This window comes from Aliiroseovarius sp. (genome assembly GCF_965228805.1).
In the GTDB taxonomy this organism is placed as follows: domain Bacteria; phylum Pseudomonadota; class Alphaproteobacteria; order Rhodobacterales; family Rhodobacteraceae; genus JASBTN01.
The window spans coordinates 396,138-411,231 of sequence record NZ_CBDDIE010000003.1; the positions used below are offsets into that span (position 1 = coordinate 396,138).

The window sequence follows — 15,094 nt, forward strand, 5'->3', positions numbered from 1 at the left end:
TTGAGTTAGGCGCTGGGGGCGCCGGGGTCAATGGGGAAGGTAGGGGGGAAGCGTGCCGCCAGATCCAACATCGCGCCCATGTCCTGCGCGTCCAGCGGCCCATCCGCCCAGGGGCGGAAACGCTGACGAAAGGCGCCCAGCACCGGGTCGATGCCCCAGAACGAGTCGTAACCGAAAACCTCGGCGGCCTTCAGGAAGGCGCCCTCATCCGGCGGTGCGTCACCGGCTTCGGGCCAAACTGCCAACCCCTGCCGGGCCAGCCGCGCCCAGTCGAACCGCCGCCCGGGATCGAACTTGCGCGTGGGAGCCATGTCACTGTGACCGATGACACCCTCTGGCGGGATATCCCAGCGGGACAGGATGCCCGGAAGCAGCGCCTCCAACGTCTGCATCAGAGGCTGCGAAAAGGGCGTGTCACCCAGGTTGTCCAGCTCGATCCCGATCGAACGGGAGTTCACATCCCCCCTGCCCCGCCAATCGCCACCCCCGGCATGCCAGGCGCGTTTGTCTTCGTCGACAAGCTGATGGAGCGTGCCATCCCGGGCAACCAGGTAATGGGCCGAAACCTCGAACTCCGGCGATGACAGCCGTTCGAGCGCCGCAGTGGCGTCCTCCATGGCGGTATAGTGCAACACCACAAGTTCCGGCCGCAGCCCATCGCGCCGCTCGCCGAAGTTCGGCGAGGGGTGCGGGATCGGCTGCATTTATTCGCTCACCACAGGGGCAGGTGCGACAGCCGCCGCCGCGCGGGCCTGACGCAGGGGCGTTGGATCCCAATAGCAGGCAAAGCCGTCCCCATCCGGGTCCAGCCCTTTCGGGTCGCGTTTTGGACCGCCACGGCGCAGGAAGTCCTGCTGCGCCAGGTCGGACGAAGTGTATTTGGCGCAATTGCGGTTGAACCGCCCCTCGCCCGACAGGCGCGAGCGGTCATAGAGTTGCGCGCCCACAGGGTTGTTGGTGGCCAACGCGTAAGCGACGATCGACGGTCCCGTCTCGCCCGGGCGGGTGGGCAGGTCGGTCGGTTCGATCTGCACATAGGACGCGCGGTTGGCGGCGATGCGGGCCGCGTCGCTTTCGATGGTCTCGCGACCGGCGACGGCATCGAAGTCCTGTTCATCCGAAATCCCCGACGAACGCGGGGCGGGCGGCGCGCCGACCCCCGCCGTTGCACCGGCATCGGCCACAGGCACATCAGCGTCGGCAGGGGTACTGTCAAGCGTCTCAGCGCTGACGGCATCCGGCGCGGGCAGCGAATTGACCGGTGCATCCTGCCCTGTGCGGGCGCTGTCGTAGCGGTCAAACCCCACGCCTGCCGCCGAATTCGGCACCTGTGGCGCACAGGCCACCAGCGCGCCCAAAGCACATGTCACCAGAAGAACTCGCATGCCTCTACCCTCGGTTCTTGTCCCGTTTGCCGGGGTTTACCACCATTTCTGCGGTTTCGCCACGAAGCCCGCACGATCTTCCAGGACTTGGGCGAAATTCAGCAGATCGCCTTCCTCCCACGGACGACCGATCAGCTGCAGCCCCAGCGGCAGACCCTGAGCGTCCAGCCCGGCGGGCACGGAAATGCCCGGCAGACCGGCCAGGTTCACGGTCACGGTAAAGACGTCGTTGAGGTACATCTTGACCGGGTCCGCATCCGCCATCTCGCCCAGGCCAAAGGCCGCTGACGGCGTGGCCGGGGTCAGGATCGCGTCGACACCCTCGGCAAAGACGGTCTCGAAGTCGCGTTTGATCAGGTTCCGCACGCGGCGCGCGCGGTTGTAATAGGCGTCATAGAAGCCCGCGGACAGCACATAGGTGCCAACCATGACACGGCGCTGCACCTCGTCGCCGAAGCCCTCGGCGCGGGTTTTCTCGTACATGTCGTTGATGCCGTCACCAGCCGCCAGCGTGGCGCGGTGGCCGTATTTCACGCCGTCATAACGCGCCAGGTTCGAGGAGGCCTCGGCCGGCGCGATCACGTAATAGGCGGGCAGCGCATATTTGGTGTGCGGCAGTGAGATATCGCGGATCTCGGCGCCCGCATCCTTCAGCATGGCGGTGCCATCGGCCCAGAGCTTTTCGATCTCTTCGGGCATGCCATCCATGCGGTATTCGCGCGGAATGCCGATCACCTTGCCCTTGATGTCGCCGGTCAGCATGGCCTCGAAATTCGGCACGGCCAGGTCGGCAGAGGTCGAATCCTTCGCGTCATGACCGCACATGGCTTCCAACATGATCGCCGCGTCTCGCACCGATTTGGTCATCGGCCCGGCCTGATCCAGCGAGGACGCAAAGGCCACGATACCCCAGCGCGAGCAGCGCCCATAGGTCGGCTTGATCCCGGTAATGCCGGTAAAGGCGGCAGGCTGGCGGATCGACCCGCCGGTGTCAGTGCCGGTCGCCGCCAGGCACAGGTCGGCGGCCACAGCCGAGGCCGACCCACCCGAGCTACCACCCGGCGTCAGGTTGCGGTCGTCCACCTTCCAGGGGTTCACCACGTCGCCATAGGTCGAGGTCTCGTTCGACGACCCCATGGCGAACTCGTCCATGTTGAGCTTGCCCAGCATGACGGCGCCCGCGTCCCACAGGTTCTGCGAGACGGTCGATTCATACTCCGGCTTGAACCCGTCCAGGATGGCCGAGGCCGCCTGGCTTTCCACGCCCTTGGTGCAAAACAGGTCCTTGATACCCAGCGGAATGCCGCACATGTCGGGCGCGTCGCCCCCCTTGATCCGGGCATCGGCCGCCTTGGCCTGCTCCAGCGCCAGATCCGGCGTCTTGTGCACGAATGCGTTCAGCACGTCGGCGCCGTCGATCTCGGTCAGGCAGGCCTGGGTCAGTTCCACCGAGGTCACATCCCCGGCCTTCAGCGCATCGCGCGCGGCGGCAATCGTCAGTTTGTTCAGCTCGGTCATTATTCCACCACCTTCGGCACGGCGAAAAAGCCCTCGCGGGCGTCGGGGGCGTTCTTCAGGACTTTCTCCTGCTGGTCACCATCGGTCACCACGTCGGTGCGACGCTTCAGCCGCATCGGCGTGACCGAGGTCATGGGCTCAATGCCCTCCACGTCCACCTCGTTCAGCTGTTCGATGAAGCCGAGGATGTCGTTGAATTCCTGAGCCAGGGCGGGAAGGCGGTCTTCCTCCACCCGGATCCGGGCCAGATGGGCCACTTTGCGTGCGGTTTCGATGTCGATCGACATGGGTAGCGCTCCAGATAATCTTCGCCTTGTCGTTTAGCGCCCGGGGGCCGGATGGGCAAGCATGTGGCGGCGGTAGGTCTCGATCATCCAGGCCAACATGGTGGCGTTGAGGATGTGCCACAGGAAATGCGTGCCCAGGGGCAGGCTCAAACAGAGAGGTTCATCCAGCGCTCGGAAGGTGATCGAAGCCGTCAGGATGCCTGCGCCGATCAGCAGGTTGCGGCCCAGGTCCGGGGCCCGGTGACGCAGCACGATACCATAGGCGGCAATCAGCAAGGGCACGGGCGCATAACTCGCCGAACTGCCCAGACCCGGGATCAGCCCGAACAGCGGCACCGTGACCGCCGCATAGGGAAAGAACAGCGCAGTGACGCCCAGCGCGGGCCAAGTCCGAAGGCCCCAGAAGTCGCGATTGGCGGCGAAGATATAGGCCAAAATGAACAGGAGGATCGGCAGCACGTCCGCCATGGCCGCCCATCCGGTGGCGTGGGTGTGAAACAGCCAACTGCCCAAGCCGATCACGAACAGCACCACCGTCAGCCCCCAGGCAATCGGCAACTCCGCCCCGCGCAGGCGCCGCGCCACGATCAGGGCGGCGATGATGAAGGCCAGGTTGGTCAGCGCATTGACCGGCTCGGACCAGTACTCCGGCCCCGTGCGTTCGCAATAGGCGTCGATCTGAGCGGTGAGTTCCACGTGACTTTCCCCCGTCCGGTGCTACCCTGACAGGTGAGGATTTGACCGGAGGATTGCAAATGAAAATCACATGGCTGGGTCACGCGAGTTTCCGCATCGAGATCGGCGACCAGGTGTTGTTGCTGGACCCCTGGGTCACCGGAAACCCGATGTTCGACGAATCGCAACGCGCGGCGGCCATTGCCGACGCAACCCACGTGCTGATCACCCATGGCCACGGCGATCACGCAACCGATGCGCCGGTGATCTGTACCGAACTGGGCATCCCCGCCGTCGGCATCTACGACCTCATGCAGTGGTGGGAGGGCAAGCATGGCATCTCCTCCGTCGGGTTCAACAAGGGCGGCACGGTGATGCTGGGCGATGTGGCGGTGACCATGGTGAACGCTGTGCATTCCTCCTCGATGGCCAATGGAAACGGCCCGATCTACACTGGCGCCGAGGCCGGGTTCATGATCTCGGGCGAGGGCAACACGATCTATGTCACCGGCGACACCGATATCATGGCGGACATGGAGTGGATGGGGGATTTCCACAAACCCGACATCGGTATCCTCTGCGCGGGTGGCCATTTCACCATGGACATGGCGCGCGCGGCTTATGCTGCACGACGCTATTTCAACTTCAAGACGGTGATCCCCTGCCATTACCGCACCTTCCCGCTGCTCGAACAATCCGCCGAGGTGCTGACACACGGCCTGCCGGGGGTGGATGTGATCGAGCCCGAGGTGATGCAGGCGATCGAGATCTAGGGCGTCAATTTTCTTCGACGAAAATTGCAAGAATTTTCGAGAATTCTTGTTCCACCTAGATCAGGAAGAACGCGGCCAGCGCAGGCAACAGCGCCAAGGACAAAAGCAGCTGCCAGGCCATGCCATCGGCATAGAGCTCGCCATCTCCGCCCATCTGACGGGCCACAACATAGCCATTGGTGGCCGCCGAGACTGTCAGAACCATGCAGAGGATAAAGACCTGCTCCGACGGCAGGGCAAAGAGCTGCGCGGCGCCCAGCGCGGCCAGCAGGCTCAGACCGGGGCGCAGGATCAACGACAATACCAGGACCCGCGAGGGGCGCAGGAACCGGCGCAGGGTCATGCCCGCGCCGATGGCCAGGATACCGACTCCCAGCGCGCCGCGCCCGATCAGGTCCAGCGTGGCATCCACCGGCCCGGGCAGCCTTGTCCCGGATAACAGTAGCGCCAGGCCAATCACGCTGGCCTGGATGAGCGGGTTCTTCACCAGTTGCATCACCACCCCGCGCAGGGTGGCACGCCCGCTGCCATAGACTGTCAGCACCACGATATTGCCCACATTGATCACCGGGATCAGCACCGCCATGGCAATCGCCACCATGGCAAAGCCCACCTGGCCCAGGAACAGCTCCCCCGCCGCCAGCGCAATGAAGCCGTTCCAGCGCGTGCCCAGTTGAAACAGTGACGTGAACTGCGGGTTCGACACGCCCAACCGCCGCCAGAGCGGACGCAGGACCAGCACCACCAGTGCCACCGCCCCCACCGCCGTCCACAGCGCGAAGGCAAAGGGCGCGTAAGCCGCCAGGTCGACCTCGATCCCGGCAATGGCGCGGATCAGCACGGCGGGGATGAGCAACCGGAAGGACAGCACTTCAATCGCGCCCCAGTTCGTGGGCGGCAAGGTGCGGCTGGCGGCCAGCGCATAGCCCACAAGCAAGGTCAGCAAGATGGGCAGGATCGCCGCGATCAACGCGTAGGACACAGGGGGTTATACCTCTTCGTCAGGAGACAGAGGGCGCGAGGGCAGCCAGGCATAGCCCTCTTCGTCCAGAATCACGCATTCGCGCAGCCCGTGCGGCTTGTCCTCGGGCGCCTGCAACAGAGTGGCGCCGAAGGCTTCCGCCCGGGCAGCGGCCTGGTCCGGGTCGGTGTCATAGAGCCGCAACTCCACCCCGGCCCCACGCGCGCCCGCCTCGGGCAGAAGCGCGGGCAGTGGGTGGCTGTGATAGGTGTGATCCGCATGGATCTGAAACACCCCGTCCCCATAGATCAGGATCGCGAAATCCGCCGTCACCCTGTGCGCTTGCATGGCAAAAACCTCGGTCAGGAAAGCCACCTTGGCCTTCACGTCGCGGGTCAGGATGTTCACCCCCAACCCTTTCAGCGCACGACCGAAATCGGCGGCGGAAACGGTTTCATAATCCATGGCTACCTCCGTTTGGCGAAAAAGGTCTTCAACAGCTGCTCCGCCTCCTCGGCACGCAGCCCGTCATAGACCTCTGGCACATGGTGGCATTGCGGGTGCGAGAAAATACGCGGCCCCTGCGCCACCCCGCCGGATTTCGGGTCCGCCGCGCCGTAATACAGCCTGCGAATGCGCGCGGCTGAGATCACCGTGGCGCACATCGGGCAGGGTTCCAGCGTCACGTAAAGGTCGTGATCCGGCAGCCGCTCGCTCCCCGCCGCCGCGCAGGCCGCGCGGATCGCCAACACCTCGGCATGGGCGGTCGGGTCGTTCAGCTCCCGCGTGCGATTGCCAGCCCGGGCCACCACCTCGCCCGACGGCGACACCACCACGGCGCCCACCGGCACCTCGCCACGGGCGGCGGCGGCGCGGGCTTCCTCCAGGGCGGGGGCCATATGGCTGGTGAACGGGCTCATGTGGCCTTGTTGCCCTGCCGGCCACGGTTTGCCAACCCTCTACCAAGCCTTTCCCTTCGCGCCCCGGCGGGTTATGCGGGGGCATGAGCAAGGATCAGAACAAAACGCCCGCCGCCACACCGGAAGGCGAACGCATCGCCAAGGTGCTGGCCCGCGCCGGTGTCGCCAGCCGCCGTGAAGCCGAACGCATGATCGAGGCGGGCCGTGTGTCCGTGAACGGCAAGGTGATCGACAGCCCCGCCCTGAACGTCGGCCCGCGCGACAAGATCATGGTGGACGAGGCCCCCCTGGCCGAACCCGAACCGCCGCGCCTGTGGCTCTACCACAAGCCCACCGGGCTGGTGACCACGGCAAAGGATGAAAAGGGCCGCGAGACGGTGTTCGACGCCCTGCCCGAGGATATGCCGCGTGTCATGTCCGTGGGGCGGCTCGATTTGAACTCCGAGGGGTTGTTGCTGCTCACGAATGACGGCGGGATCAAGCGCCAGCTCGAACTGCCCTCGACCGGCTGGGTGCGCAAGTACCGCGTGCGGGTCAAGGGCGCGCCGACCGAGGACAGTCTGACACCCCTGCGCAAGGGCCTGACTGTGGACGGTGAACGGTTCCAGCCGATGGGCGTCTCGCTGGACCGCCAACAGGGCGCGAACGCCTGGCTGACCGTGTCCCTGCGCGAAGGCAAGAACCGTGAGATTCGCCGCGCGATGGAGGCAATCGGCCTGTCCGTGAACCGCCTCCTGCGTGTCAGCTATGGCCCGTTCCGCCTGGGCGAGCTGAAAGCGGGCGAGGTCGAAGAGGTCCGCCCCCGCGTATTGCGCGACCAGCTGGGGTTGGAGGAAACGCCGACCAAGAAACCTGTGCGTGCCCGCAAGGGGGCCGCGGCCGAGATGAAGGGCGAACGCCCGGCGCGCGGCAAACCTGGTGGCAAACCGGGCAGGTCCGACGGCAAACCCGGTGCGGGCAATTTCGGCAAACCCGGCAAGGCGGGCAAAGCCCCCGGCGCCCCGCGTGCGACCGGCCCGGGCCGGGGCGGCAAACCGGGTGGGAAACCGGGCGACAAACCTGCCGGTAAACCGCGTCGCAAATGACCCCGCCCCGGCTCCATATCACCGGAGCCTCCTGCACGGGGACAACCACCTTGGGCGTGGCCCTGGCCCGACGCCTGGGCCTGCCACATCTGGACACGGATGACTATTACTGGGCGCCGGTCGACCCGCCCTTTTCGCAGAAACGCCCACCCGAGGACCGCGTCCGCCTGATGCGGGCGGATCAAGGCGCGGGCGGTTGGGTGCTGTCCGGCTCGCTGATGGGCTGGGGCGAACCGGCGCTTTTGAGCTGCGAGTTGATCCTCTTCCTCACCGCCCCATGGGAGGTCCGCCGCAGCCGCCTCATCGCCCGCGAACAGGCACGGTTCGGGGATCGCATCACCCCGGGCGGCGACATGCGGGCCATTCACACCGGGTTCCTCGACTGGGCTTCACGCTATGATGACCCGGCTTTCACGGGCCGGAGCCGCGCAAGACATGAGGATTGGCTGAGCCGTCAGAAAGCACCTGTTCTGCGTCTGGATGCCACCCGCCCGATCAGCGACCTGATAGACGATGTGCTAAACACCCCGCTCTGACGGGTTTCGGCGCAGCGGGGTGGGAAAGCGCGCCCGTCACCCCAAGCACGACAGACGCCGGGTGGGAGCTGCGGCGAAACCCGCCCACGCCGCTCAGAACAGAGACCCCTGCTCCGGCGCGGGCGGCTTCGGCTTCTTCGCAGGTTTTGCCTTCGGCGGCGTGCCGGAGCCGGAGGGCGCAGCCCCCCCGCCCACTGCCAGCACCCCATCGGCAAACTCGATCTCCAACGCCCCGGCCTTGCCCGCCGCAACCTTGCTGGTGACGACATCCCCATCGCCCCGCACCACCGCATAGCCGCGACGCAGTGTCTCGGTATAGCCCAGCGTCTGGCGCATGCGTTCCAGCGCGTCCAACCGCTTGCGATGCCCGTCTGTCAGCGCCGCAAAGGCGCGATCCAGCCGAGCACCTGCCGCTTCGACTCGATCCCGCTGCGGGGCAATGCGTGACGCCAACACATGGGGGCGCAACCCCGCCGAGGCCTGGGTCAGCTGCACCCGGCGCGCATCCGTCATGCCCTTCAACGCTGCCGGTAGACGTAGCCCCACATGGTCCAACCTCTGGCGTGGGCCATCCAACAAGGTATCGGCCCGTGGCAGAGCCCGCGCCAGATCGCGCAACCGCTGACCGCGCTGCATCACGCCCTGCCCCATCGCTCGGCTCATCCGCGCGCCTTGCTCGTCCACCCAGCCCAGCAGTTCCAGCCGCACCGGCACCGCATGTTCCGCCGCCGCTGTCGGCGTGGGCGCCCGCAGGTCCGAGACAAAGTCGATCAGCGTCGTATCCGTCTCGTGCCCCACTGCGGATATCAGCGGGATCTCGGAGGCCGCCGCCGCCCGTGCGACCACTTCCTCGTTGAAGCCCCAAAGATCCTCGATCGAGCCGCCACCCCGCGCAACGATCAACAGATCAGGCCGGGGCAACGCTCCGCCGGGGGTGAACCGGTTGAACCCGTCGATGGCCCGCGCAACTTCCGGCGCACAGGCAGCACCCTGCACGGCGACCGGCCAGATCAGCACCTTGCGCGGGAAGCGATCCCGCAGCCGGTGCAGAATATCGCGAATGACCGCGCCCGAGGGCGAGGTGATCACACCGATGATCTCCGGCAGATAGGGCAGGCGTTTCTTGCGCTCCTCGGCAAACAGCCCTTCGGCCGCCAGCGCCTTCTTGCGCTTCTCCAACATGGCCATCAAAGCGCCTTCGCCTGCGACCTCGACCTCTTCGACATTCAGGTTGTACTTCGACTGCGCGCCAAAGGCCGTGAGCTTGCCGGTGACGATGACCTCCAGCCCCTCCTCGGGCTGCACCGACAGGCGCGACGCCTGGCCCTTCCACGTGGTGCAGGCCAGCACATTCCGATCATCCTTCACATCATAATACAGATGCCCCGAGCGCGCCTTGAACACCCGCCCGACCTCGCCGCGCACACGCACGCGGCCAAAGGCGCCTTCGATGGTCTTCTTCACCGCGCCCGAGATTTCGGACACCGTGAATTCCGGCGCGTTGCCACCGTTCTGCGGGGTCTCTGGCTCTTCGAAAAGGTCGGACATGGGGGCTCCGGAATGACGGCCTGCTGGTTTCCGCTCATCCTATGGCGGGCGCCTGCCGAGGGAAAGGGCACAGGGTTGTGCGGGGCGCGAAACCTGCCAGTCTGGCGCTATGAAACAGCTTCTTCTGATCCTGCCCCTTGCCGCCTGTGCCCAGCCCGACACGATCGCCAACCCGCTGGCCGCGCCTGCACGGGCCATCAACGCGACGGTCGAGGCCGCCAGCCCCGAAGCCCGGCGTGCAAGGGTCGCTCAGCACGTGACCGCCCACCATGCAGAGATCCTGTCCGAGATCGCAGCAGGAGGCGGCATCCGCCTGTCCACCGCGATGGAGCTTGCCTGGATCGCCGCGCCCAAACGCGCCGCCGTAATCGGCCTCCTGGCGCAGGACATCGCGCTCTTTCGCGAGAGCCCGGAGGCGCTGGTCTCGGCGCTCATGTTGCACGGTGCCTGATGTGGGAAAAGTGATGGTGTGACCGCACTGGAGAAATCAGGTTCGAAAACGCCGATTTTGGAGCGTGTTCAGGGCCAACGATCCCACCACGAAGTCAAAATATCGCAAGTCCTGTACCTCATCGCATCGGACCTGTTCCGTTCAGACAAGCCTGCGCGGGCGCTCAACCTACCGCCGTCAGGCATCAAGGGGCAGAATGCAGGCCATTTTACAGGCAAAACTTGAGAATCTTGCAGACGCAGCATAGAAACCGGCAACGGAACTTTCTCGGCAGGAGCCTCCCTCATGAACATCCTCATTCTCGGCAGCGGCGGGCGCGAACATGCCCTGGCCTGGGCGGTGATGCAGAACCCGAAATGCGACCGGCTGATCGTGGCGCCGGGCAATGCGGGCATGGCCGAGATCGCGGAATGCGCCAAGATCGACATCATGGATGGCGACGCGGTGGTGACCTTCGCGCAGGAGAACACCGTTGACTTCGTCATCGTCGGCCCCGAGGCGCCGCTGGCCGTGGGCGTGGCGGACCGGCTGGAAGAGGCCGGGATTCTGGTCTTCGGCCCCTCGGCGGAAGCGGCCCGCCTTGAAGCCTCCAAATCCTTCACCAAGGAGATCTGCGACGCAGCGAACGCGCCGACCGCCGCCTATGCGCGCTTCACCGCACCGGAGCCTGCCAAGGATTACATCCGCGAACAGGGCGCGCCCATCGTTGTGAAGGCCGACGGGTTGGCCGCCGGCAAGGGCGTGATCGTCGCCATGGACGAGGCCCAGGCCCTGGCCGCGATTGACGACATGTTTGACGGCGAGTTCGGCGACGCGGGTGCCGAGGTCGTGATCGAGGAATTCATGGAGGGCGAAGAGGCCTCCTATTTCATCCTCTGCGACGGCAAGACCGCCTTGGCCGTCGGCACCGCCCAGGACCACAAACGCGTGGGCGACGGCGACACCGGGCCGAACACCGGCGGCATGGGGGCCTATTCGCCCGCGCCGGTCCTGACCGACGCGATTGCCCAAAAGGCGATGGATGAGATCATCAACCCGACCGTGGCCGAAATGGCCCGGCGCGGCAGCCCCTACAAGGGCGTGCTCTATGCCGGGTTGATGATCAAGGACGGCCAGCCGCGCCTGGTCGAATACAACGTGCGTTTCGGCGACCCGGAATGCCAGGTGCTGATGATGCGCCTGGGCGCGCAGGCGCTGGACCTGATGCTGGCCTGCGCCGAGGGGCGCCTGGACGAGGCCCAGGTGAACTGGGCCGATGACCACGCGATCACCGTGGTGATGGCGGCGAACGGCTATCCAGGCGCCTACGAGAAGGGCAGCGTAATCAACGGGTTGGACGGCCTGTCCGAGGACAGCATGAACATGGTGTTCCACGCCGGCACCACTGCCGCAGACGGTAAGATCACTGCGACCGGTGGTCGGGTCTTGAACGTGACCGCCCGTGGCGAGAGCCTGCGTGAGGCCCGCGATCGGGCCTATGCCATGGTCGAGGGGATCGACTGGCCCCAAGGCTTCAACCGCTCCGACATCGGCTGGCGCGCGCTCTAACCGCCAACAACGCGCACCTAGACGGCGGGCTCCCGCCACCCGCCTGCGCCCCTGCGGGGCTTGCCGCCCGTTGGGCGTGGCCTGTTTTGCAGGGCAAAACAGGCGGACCCTGGCAGCGGGTTGTGCCCATGAAGGCTGATTGTTCTTAGCTTGCTGAGACGGGCGACAGGACGGCGCCTGAAAGCAGGCATTTCATTGCGCCGACAGTCCGGTGCATGGGGGCGCTGCTCCCCCCGTGACAAGCCAAGGGCTTGCCCCTCCCCCCAAGATATTTGAGGCAAGAAAAAGAAGGGGATGGCGCCGTTGAGACGTGAAGGCGGCGCGGGTCATCCTCCCCATGCGGCTGCTTGAAGCGCTTTGGAGCAATCGCTAGGGTCGCACCATGTCATCACGCGCGCCCCAAGTTGTTGCCTTCCACCCGGCCCCGGCCCGGGCCCAGCGGGTCTACCGGCTGGAGGCGTCCGCGCTTCAGCTCGATGGCGACTGGAGCCTGGATCTGACCAGGGTCACCCGCGCCGCCTATGTGCAGCATCGGGTGGGCGACAGCCTGATGCGCCGCTTGGACCTGTGGCAGGGCGAGACCCGGCGCACGATCGGCTGGAATGGCGCGGCGGGCAGCTGGATCCACGACGCTGACGCCTATGCTTTCCTGGCGCTTTGCGGCGCCACCGCGGGCGCGTTACAAGAGGTCAACCCCGGGTTGCGCATCACCTGGGGGGAATACGGCCGCTCCCGCCTGGCGCTTTTCGTGATCGGCCTGCTGGCGGTTCTGGCTGGGCTGGGGATCTTCGCCGGAGCGCTTGCCAGCGGCGTCTCGGGCGGCCGGTTGACCGGAGCCGCCCTGCCGATGGCGCTATTGGTACTGCTGGGCGGGGGCCTGGCCCTGGTCAATGCGCCCTGGCGCCGGCTGCCGACACTGGAGCCCGCCGCGCTGCCCCCGATCCTCGACGCGATGGCCGCGCAGGGGCGCGAGAAAGCGGCCTCCTAGGAGGGGCAGCTCAGCGCCGCGTTCAGGCTGTCGGGCCCGTCGTAGCGCCCCAAGGCGCGGGCAGAGAGGGTCGTGCCATCAAAGCGCACCGCCATCACCTGGCGCCAGTCGCCGCTGGCGACGATCAGCTCTGGCCCATCGGCGCAGACCCGCAGCCCGCCCGGGATGAAATCCCAGCCAATGCGGTGGTTTGAGAAGCCGGGCCTCTGCGCCACTTCCGTCAATGTGCCGGCCGGGTCCAAGCGGAAGACGCGTAGGGTCTTGGCCAGGTGGGGGCGGTCGACATAGGCGATCTCGATCTTGCCGTCGCCATCCAGGTCACCAATACCAATGGGCGCCAGCCAGCGATTCGACCGGCCAATGAAGGGTCCGGCGGCAAACAGCCCCTCCGGCCCATAGACCGACAGGCGCGCGCCCTGCCGGGCGTCGCTTTCCACCACGACGACCAGGGTCCGCCCGTCGGGCAGGGTAAAGAGGCGTGGTTCGAGGTCTTCGAAGACACGGGTTTCCGGCAGGCGGATCGTGACCTCTTGCGCAACGACCCGTGCGCAGGCCGGGCAGGTGTCCAGCCGCAACACCAATGCGCCCCATTCCACGTCATCACCCAGCACCCCGTGGGCATAGCGCGTGGTGGGCTCGGCAAACCGGGCGCCGACCAGCTCACCGGCCGCCACTGGCCCGGCGGACAGCAGAACAGCCGCCGCCAGCACCGCCGTCCACGGGCGCATCATCTGCCACGCGCGGCGCACGGCCCGGCGTAGCGGGCGCGACAGGGGACGCCGCGCCACCGGCAGCATCAGATCTGCTTCTCGGGCATGCGCACGACCAGACCGTCCAGCGCGTCGCTTACCTTGATCTGGCAGGTCAGGCGCGAGGTCTCGGCATTCGGCTCGAAGGCGAAATCCAGCATGTCCTCTTCCATCGCATCCTTGGTCGGCACTTTCTCGACCCAGGCCGCGTCCACGTAGACGTGGCAGGTCGAACAGGCGCAGGCGCCGCCGCAGTCGGCCTCGATACCGGGAATGTTGTTGTCGCGCGCGCCTTCCATCACGGTCAGGCCGTTTGCCACGTCCACCACGTGCTCGGTGCCGTTGTGCTCGATATAGGTGATCTTGGCCATTTGGCTCCCTCCAAAACTTCGCTTGAGACCTTTCCTAGCCAAGCCAGATAACCCCTGCCACCCCGATTTGCGACCCCTGCCATGTCGCAGTTGTGTCACCCCGGCAAATGTTCTTATAATGTTCCCATGTCGACCTTCATGCACAGCTGGCCCCGCCCCCCGCATGCGCTGCCCCATGCGCGCCTGAACGAGCCACCGAATGGCGCGCGGGTTTGCGTGGCCGGGCTGGTGCTGGTGCGCCAGCGGCCGGGCACGGCCAACGGGGTGATCTTCCTGACGCTGGAGGACGAGACCGGGATCTCCAACATCATCGTCTGGCGAAAGGTTCATGAGCGGTTCCGCCGCGCCGTCGTCTCGGGCCGCTGCCTGCGTGTCACCGGCAAGCTTCAGCGCGAAAGCGGGGTGGTGCAGATCATTGCCGAGGTGATCGAGGATATCTCGCCCATGCTGGATGAACTGGCCCGCCCCCCGGCCGACAACGCACTGGAAAGCGAACGGGCAGGCTGCTAGGCCGGGACAAGGCCATTTGAACGCAAGGGACGCCCCATGGACATGCTGCTCATCCTCGCCGCCGCCTTCGGCGCGGGCGTGCTGAATACGATTGCCGGCGGTGGCACCTTCCTGACCTTTCCCGCACTCGTATTCATCGGCGTGCCACCGGTCGCGGCCAATGCCACCAGCGCGGTGGCGGTGTTCCCGGGCTACCTGGGCGGCGCGCTGGGGTTTCGCGAGGAACTGGCCCGGTTTGACCGTCGCCAATTGATCCGCCTGACCGGGCTGACCCTGTTGGGCGGGCTGATCGGCTCGCTCCTGCTTCTGGTCTCGTCGAACGAGGCCTTCTCGCTGGTCGTGCCCTTCCTGCTGCTGGGCGCCACCCTCGCCTTCCTGTTCGGTGACCACATCCGCGCCTGGGCCGCCAGCCACAGCCGGGGGGTAACCCCGCAAGGGGCCACCGGCCTGATCCTCGTGTCGATCTACGGCGGCTATTTCAACGGCGGGCTAGGCATCGTATTGCTGGCACTGTTTGCCCTTTGGGGCATGGCAAACATTCACGAGATGAACGGGCTGAAGAACGGCTTGTCCTTTGCCCTTTCCGCCATCTCGGTCGCGGTGTTTGCGATTGGCGGGCTGGTCGAATGGAAACTGGCGGCGGCAATGATGGTCGCCGCGATCCTGGGCGGCTATGCCGGTGCACCGATCGCCCGCGCCCTGCCGAAATCGCTGGTCCGCGCGCTGATTGCAGTCGTCGGATTCTCAATGAGCGCGGTATTCTTCTGGCGCCTGATCGCCTGAGCCTCG

General features: G+C 66.1%; 19 protein-coding genes. 8 read left to right on the forward strand and 11 right to left on the reverse strand.

Annotated features, from left to right (window positions below; translation table 11 throughout):
• Window positions 1-5: 5 nt before the first annotated feature.
• Genes ACO07D_RS03015 through ACO07D_RS03035 form a run of 5 tightly spaced genes read right to left on the reverse strand, consistent with a single transcriptional unit; the run spans window position 6 to window position 3,886 of the window.
• Window positions 6-704 carry an N-acetylmuramoyl-L-alanine amidase gene (locus tag ACO07D_RS03015; protein WP_421701469.1) on the reverse strand — a complete coding sequence of 233 codons (699 nt, stop codon included), beginning with the start codon at window positions 702-704 and terminating at the stop codon, window positions 6-8.
• Entirely contained in the window at window positions 705-1,385 is a 681-nt protein-coding gene (locus ACO07D_RS03020; RefSeq protein ID WP_421701470.1) for a hypothetical protein, read from the reverse strand.
• A gap of 36 nt (window positions 1,386-1,421) precedes the next feature.
• The gene (gene gatA, locus ACO07D_RS03025; protein WP_421701471.1) at window positions 1,422-2,903 is read right to left on the reverse strand and encodes an Asp-tRNA(Asn)/Glu-tRNA(Gln) amidotransferase subunit GatA; all 1,482 of its coding nucleotides are present in this window, start codon (window positions 2,901-2,903) and stop codon (window positions 1,422-1,424) included.
• Window positions 2,903-3,190, reverse strand: coding sequence for an Asp-tRNA(Asn)/Glu-tRNA(Gln) amidotransferase subunit GatC (gatC, locus tag ACO07D_RS03030; RefSeq protein ID WP_421701472.1), 288 nt, complete (start codon window positions 3,188-3,190; stop codon window positions 2,903-2,905). Before gatC ends, gatA begins: the two co-directional genes overlap by 1 nt.
• A gap of 33 nt (window positions 3,191-3,223) precedes the next feature.
• Window positions 3,224-3,886, reverse strand: a complete 663-nt coding sequence (locus tag ACO07D_RS03035) for a ceramidase domain-containing protein (protein WP_421701473.1) — start codon at window positions 3,884-3,886, stop codon at window positions 3,224-3,226.
• 59 nt (window positions 3,887-3,945) lie between these two features.
• Here ACO07D_RS03035 and ACO07D_RS03040 point away from each other — a divergent pair, with 59 nt between their 5' ends.
• Complete coding sequence (locus tag ACO07D_RS03040) at window positions 3,946-4,638, forward strand: metal-dependent hydrolase (protein ID WP_421701474.1); 693 nt, start codon at window positions 3,946-3,948, stop codon at window positions 4,636-4,638.
• A 55-nt stretch (window positions 4,639-4,693) separates the two neighbouring features.
• Here ACO07D_RS03040 and ACO07D_RS03045 read toward each other — a convergent pair whose 3' ends face one another.
• The 3 genes from ACO07D_RS03045 to ACO07D_RS03055 are packed head-to-tail and all read right to left on the reverse strand — an operon-like array spanning window position 4,694 to window position 6,519.
• Window positions 4,694-5,584 carry an AEC family transporter gene (locus ACO07D_RS03045; protein WP_421701475.1) on the reverse strand — a complete coding sequence of 297 codons (891 nt, stop codon included), beginning with the start codon at window positions 5,582-5,584 and terminating at the stop codon, window positions 4,694-4,696.
• Window positions 5,585-5,626: 42 nt separating this feature from the next.
• A complete protein-coding gene (locus tag ACO07D_RS03050; protein WP_421701476.1) occupies window positions 5,627-6,064 on the reverse strand; it encodes a VOC family protein in 438 nt (145 codons plus the stop codon).
• Between the two features lie 2 nt (window positions 6,065-6,066).
• Window positions 6,067-6,519, reverse strand: a complete 453-nt coding sequence (locus ACO07D_RS03055) for a nucleoside deaminase (RefSeq protein ID WP_421701477.1) — start codon at window positions 6,517-6,519, stop codon at window positions 6,067-6,069.
• Window positions 6,520-6,602: 83 nt separating this feature from the next.
• Here ACO07D_RS03055 and ACO07D_RS03060 point away from each other — a divergent pair, with 83 nt between their 5' ends.
• A complete protein-coding gene (locus tag ACO07D_RS03060; protein WP_421701478.1) occupies window positions 6,603-7,604 on the forward strand; it encodes a pseudouridine synthase in 1,002 nt (333 codons plus the stop codon).
• Window positions 7,601-8,140 (forward strand): adenylate kinase, encoded by a 540-nt coding sequence (locus ACO07D_RS03065; RefSeq protein WP_421701479.1) that lies wholly within the window; start codon window positions 7,601-7,603, stop codon window positions 8,138-8,140. The genes ACO07D_RS03060 and ACO07D_RS03065 overlap by 4 nt, the downstream gene beginning before the upstream one ends.
• A 93-nt stretch (window positions 8,141-8,233) precedes the next feature.
• Here ACO07D_RS03065 and xseA read toward each other — a convergent pair whose 3' ends face one another.
• On the reverse strand, window positions 8,234-9,688 hold the full coding sequence (xseA, locus tag ACO07D_RS03070; protein ID WP_421701480.1) for an exodeoxyribonuclease VII large subunit: 1,455 nt from the start codon (window positions 9,686-9,688) through the stop codon (window positions 8,234-8,236).
• 109 nt (window positions 9,689-9,797) lie between these two features.
• Here xseA and ACO07D_RS03075 point away from each other — a divergent pair, with 109 nt between their 5' ends.
• The 3 genes from ACO07D_RS03075 to ACO07D_RS03085 all read left to right on the forward strand — a co-directional run bounded on the left by ACO07D_RS03075 (window position 9,798) and on the right by ACO07D_RS03085 (window position 12,675).
• On the forward strand, window positions 9,798-10,139 hold the full coding sequence (locus tag ACO07D_RS03075; RefSeq protein ID WP_421701481.1) for a hypothetical protein: 342 nt from the start codon (window positions 9,798-9,800) through the stop codon (window positions 10,137-10,139).
• A gap of 285 nt (window positions 10,140-10,424) precedes the next feature.
• Window positions 10,425-11,687, forward strand: coding sequence for a phosphoribosylamine--glycine ligase (gene purD / locus ACO07D_RS03080; RefSeq protein WP_421701482.1), 1,263 nt, complete (start codon window positions 10,425-10,427; stop codon window positions 11,685-11,687).
• A gap of 382 nt (window positions 11,688-12,069) precedes the next feature.
• Complete coding sequence (locus tag ACO07D_RS03085; RefSeq protein ID WP_421701483.1) at window positions 12,070-12,675, forward strand: hypothetical protein; 606 nt, start codon at window positions 12,070-12,072, stop codon at window positions 12,673-12,675.
• Here ACO07D_RS03085 and ACO07D_RS03090 read toward each other — a convergent pair.
• The gene (locus ACO07D_RS03090) at window positions 12,672-13,472 is read right to left on the reverse strand and encodes a VCBS repeat-containing protein (RefSeq protein ID WP_421701484.1); all 801 of its coding nucleotides are present in this window, start codon (window positions 13,470-13,472) and stop codon (window positions 12,672-12,674) included. The genes ACO07D_RS03085 and ACO07D_RS03090 overlap by 4 nt on opposite strands.
• On the reverse strand, window positions 13,472-13,795 hold the full coding sequence (locus ACO07D_RS03095; protein WP_421701485.1) for a 2Fe-2S iron-sulfur cluster-binding protein: 324 nt from the start codon (window positions 13,793-13,795) through the stop codon (window positions 13,472-13,474). The genes ACO07D_RS03090 and ACO07D_RS03095 overlap by 1 nt, the downstream gene beginning before the upstream one ends.
• 126 nt (window positions 13,796-13,921) lie before the next feature.
• Between ACO07D_RS03095 and ACO07D_RS03100 the strand changes: the two genes are divergently transcribed.
• Entirely contained in the window at window positions 13,922-14,305 is a 384-nt protein-coding gene (locus ACO07D_RS03100) for an OB-fold nucleic acid binding domain-containing protein (protein ID WP_421701486.1), read from the forward strand.
• A gap of 36 nt (window positions 14,306-14,341) precedes the next feature.
• Window positions 14,342-15,088, forward strand: a complete 747-nt coding sequence (locus tag ACO07D_RS03105) for a sulfite exporter TauE/SafE family protein (protein WP_421701487.1) — start codon at window positions 14,342-14,344, stop codon at window positions 15,086-15,088.
• Window positions 15,089-15,094: the final 6 nt, after the last annotated feature.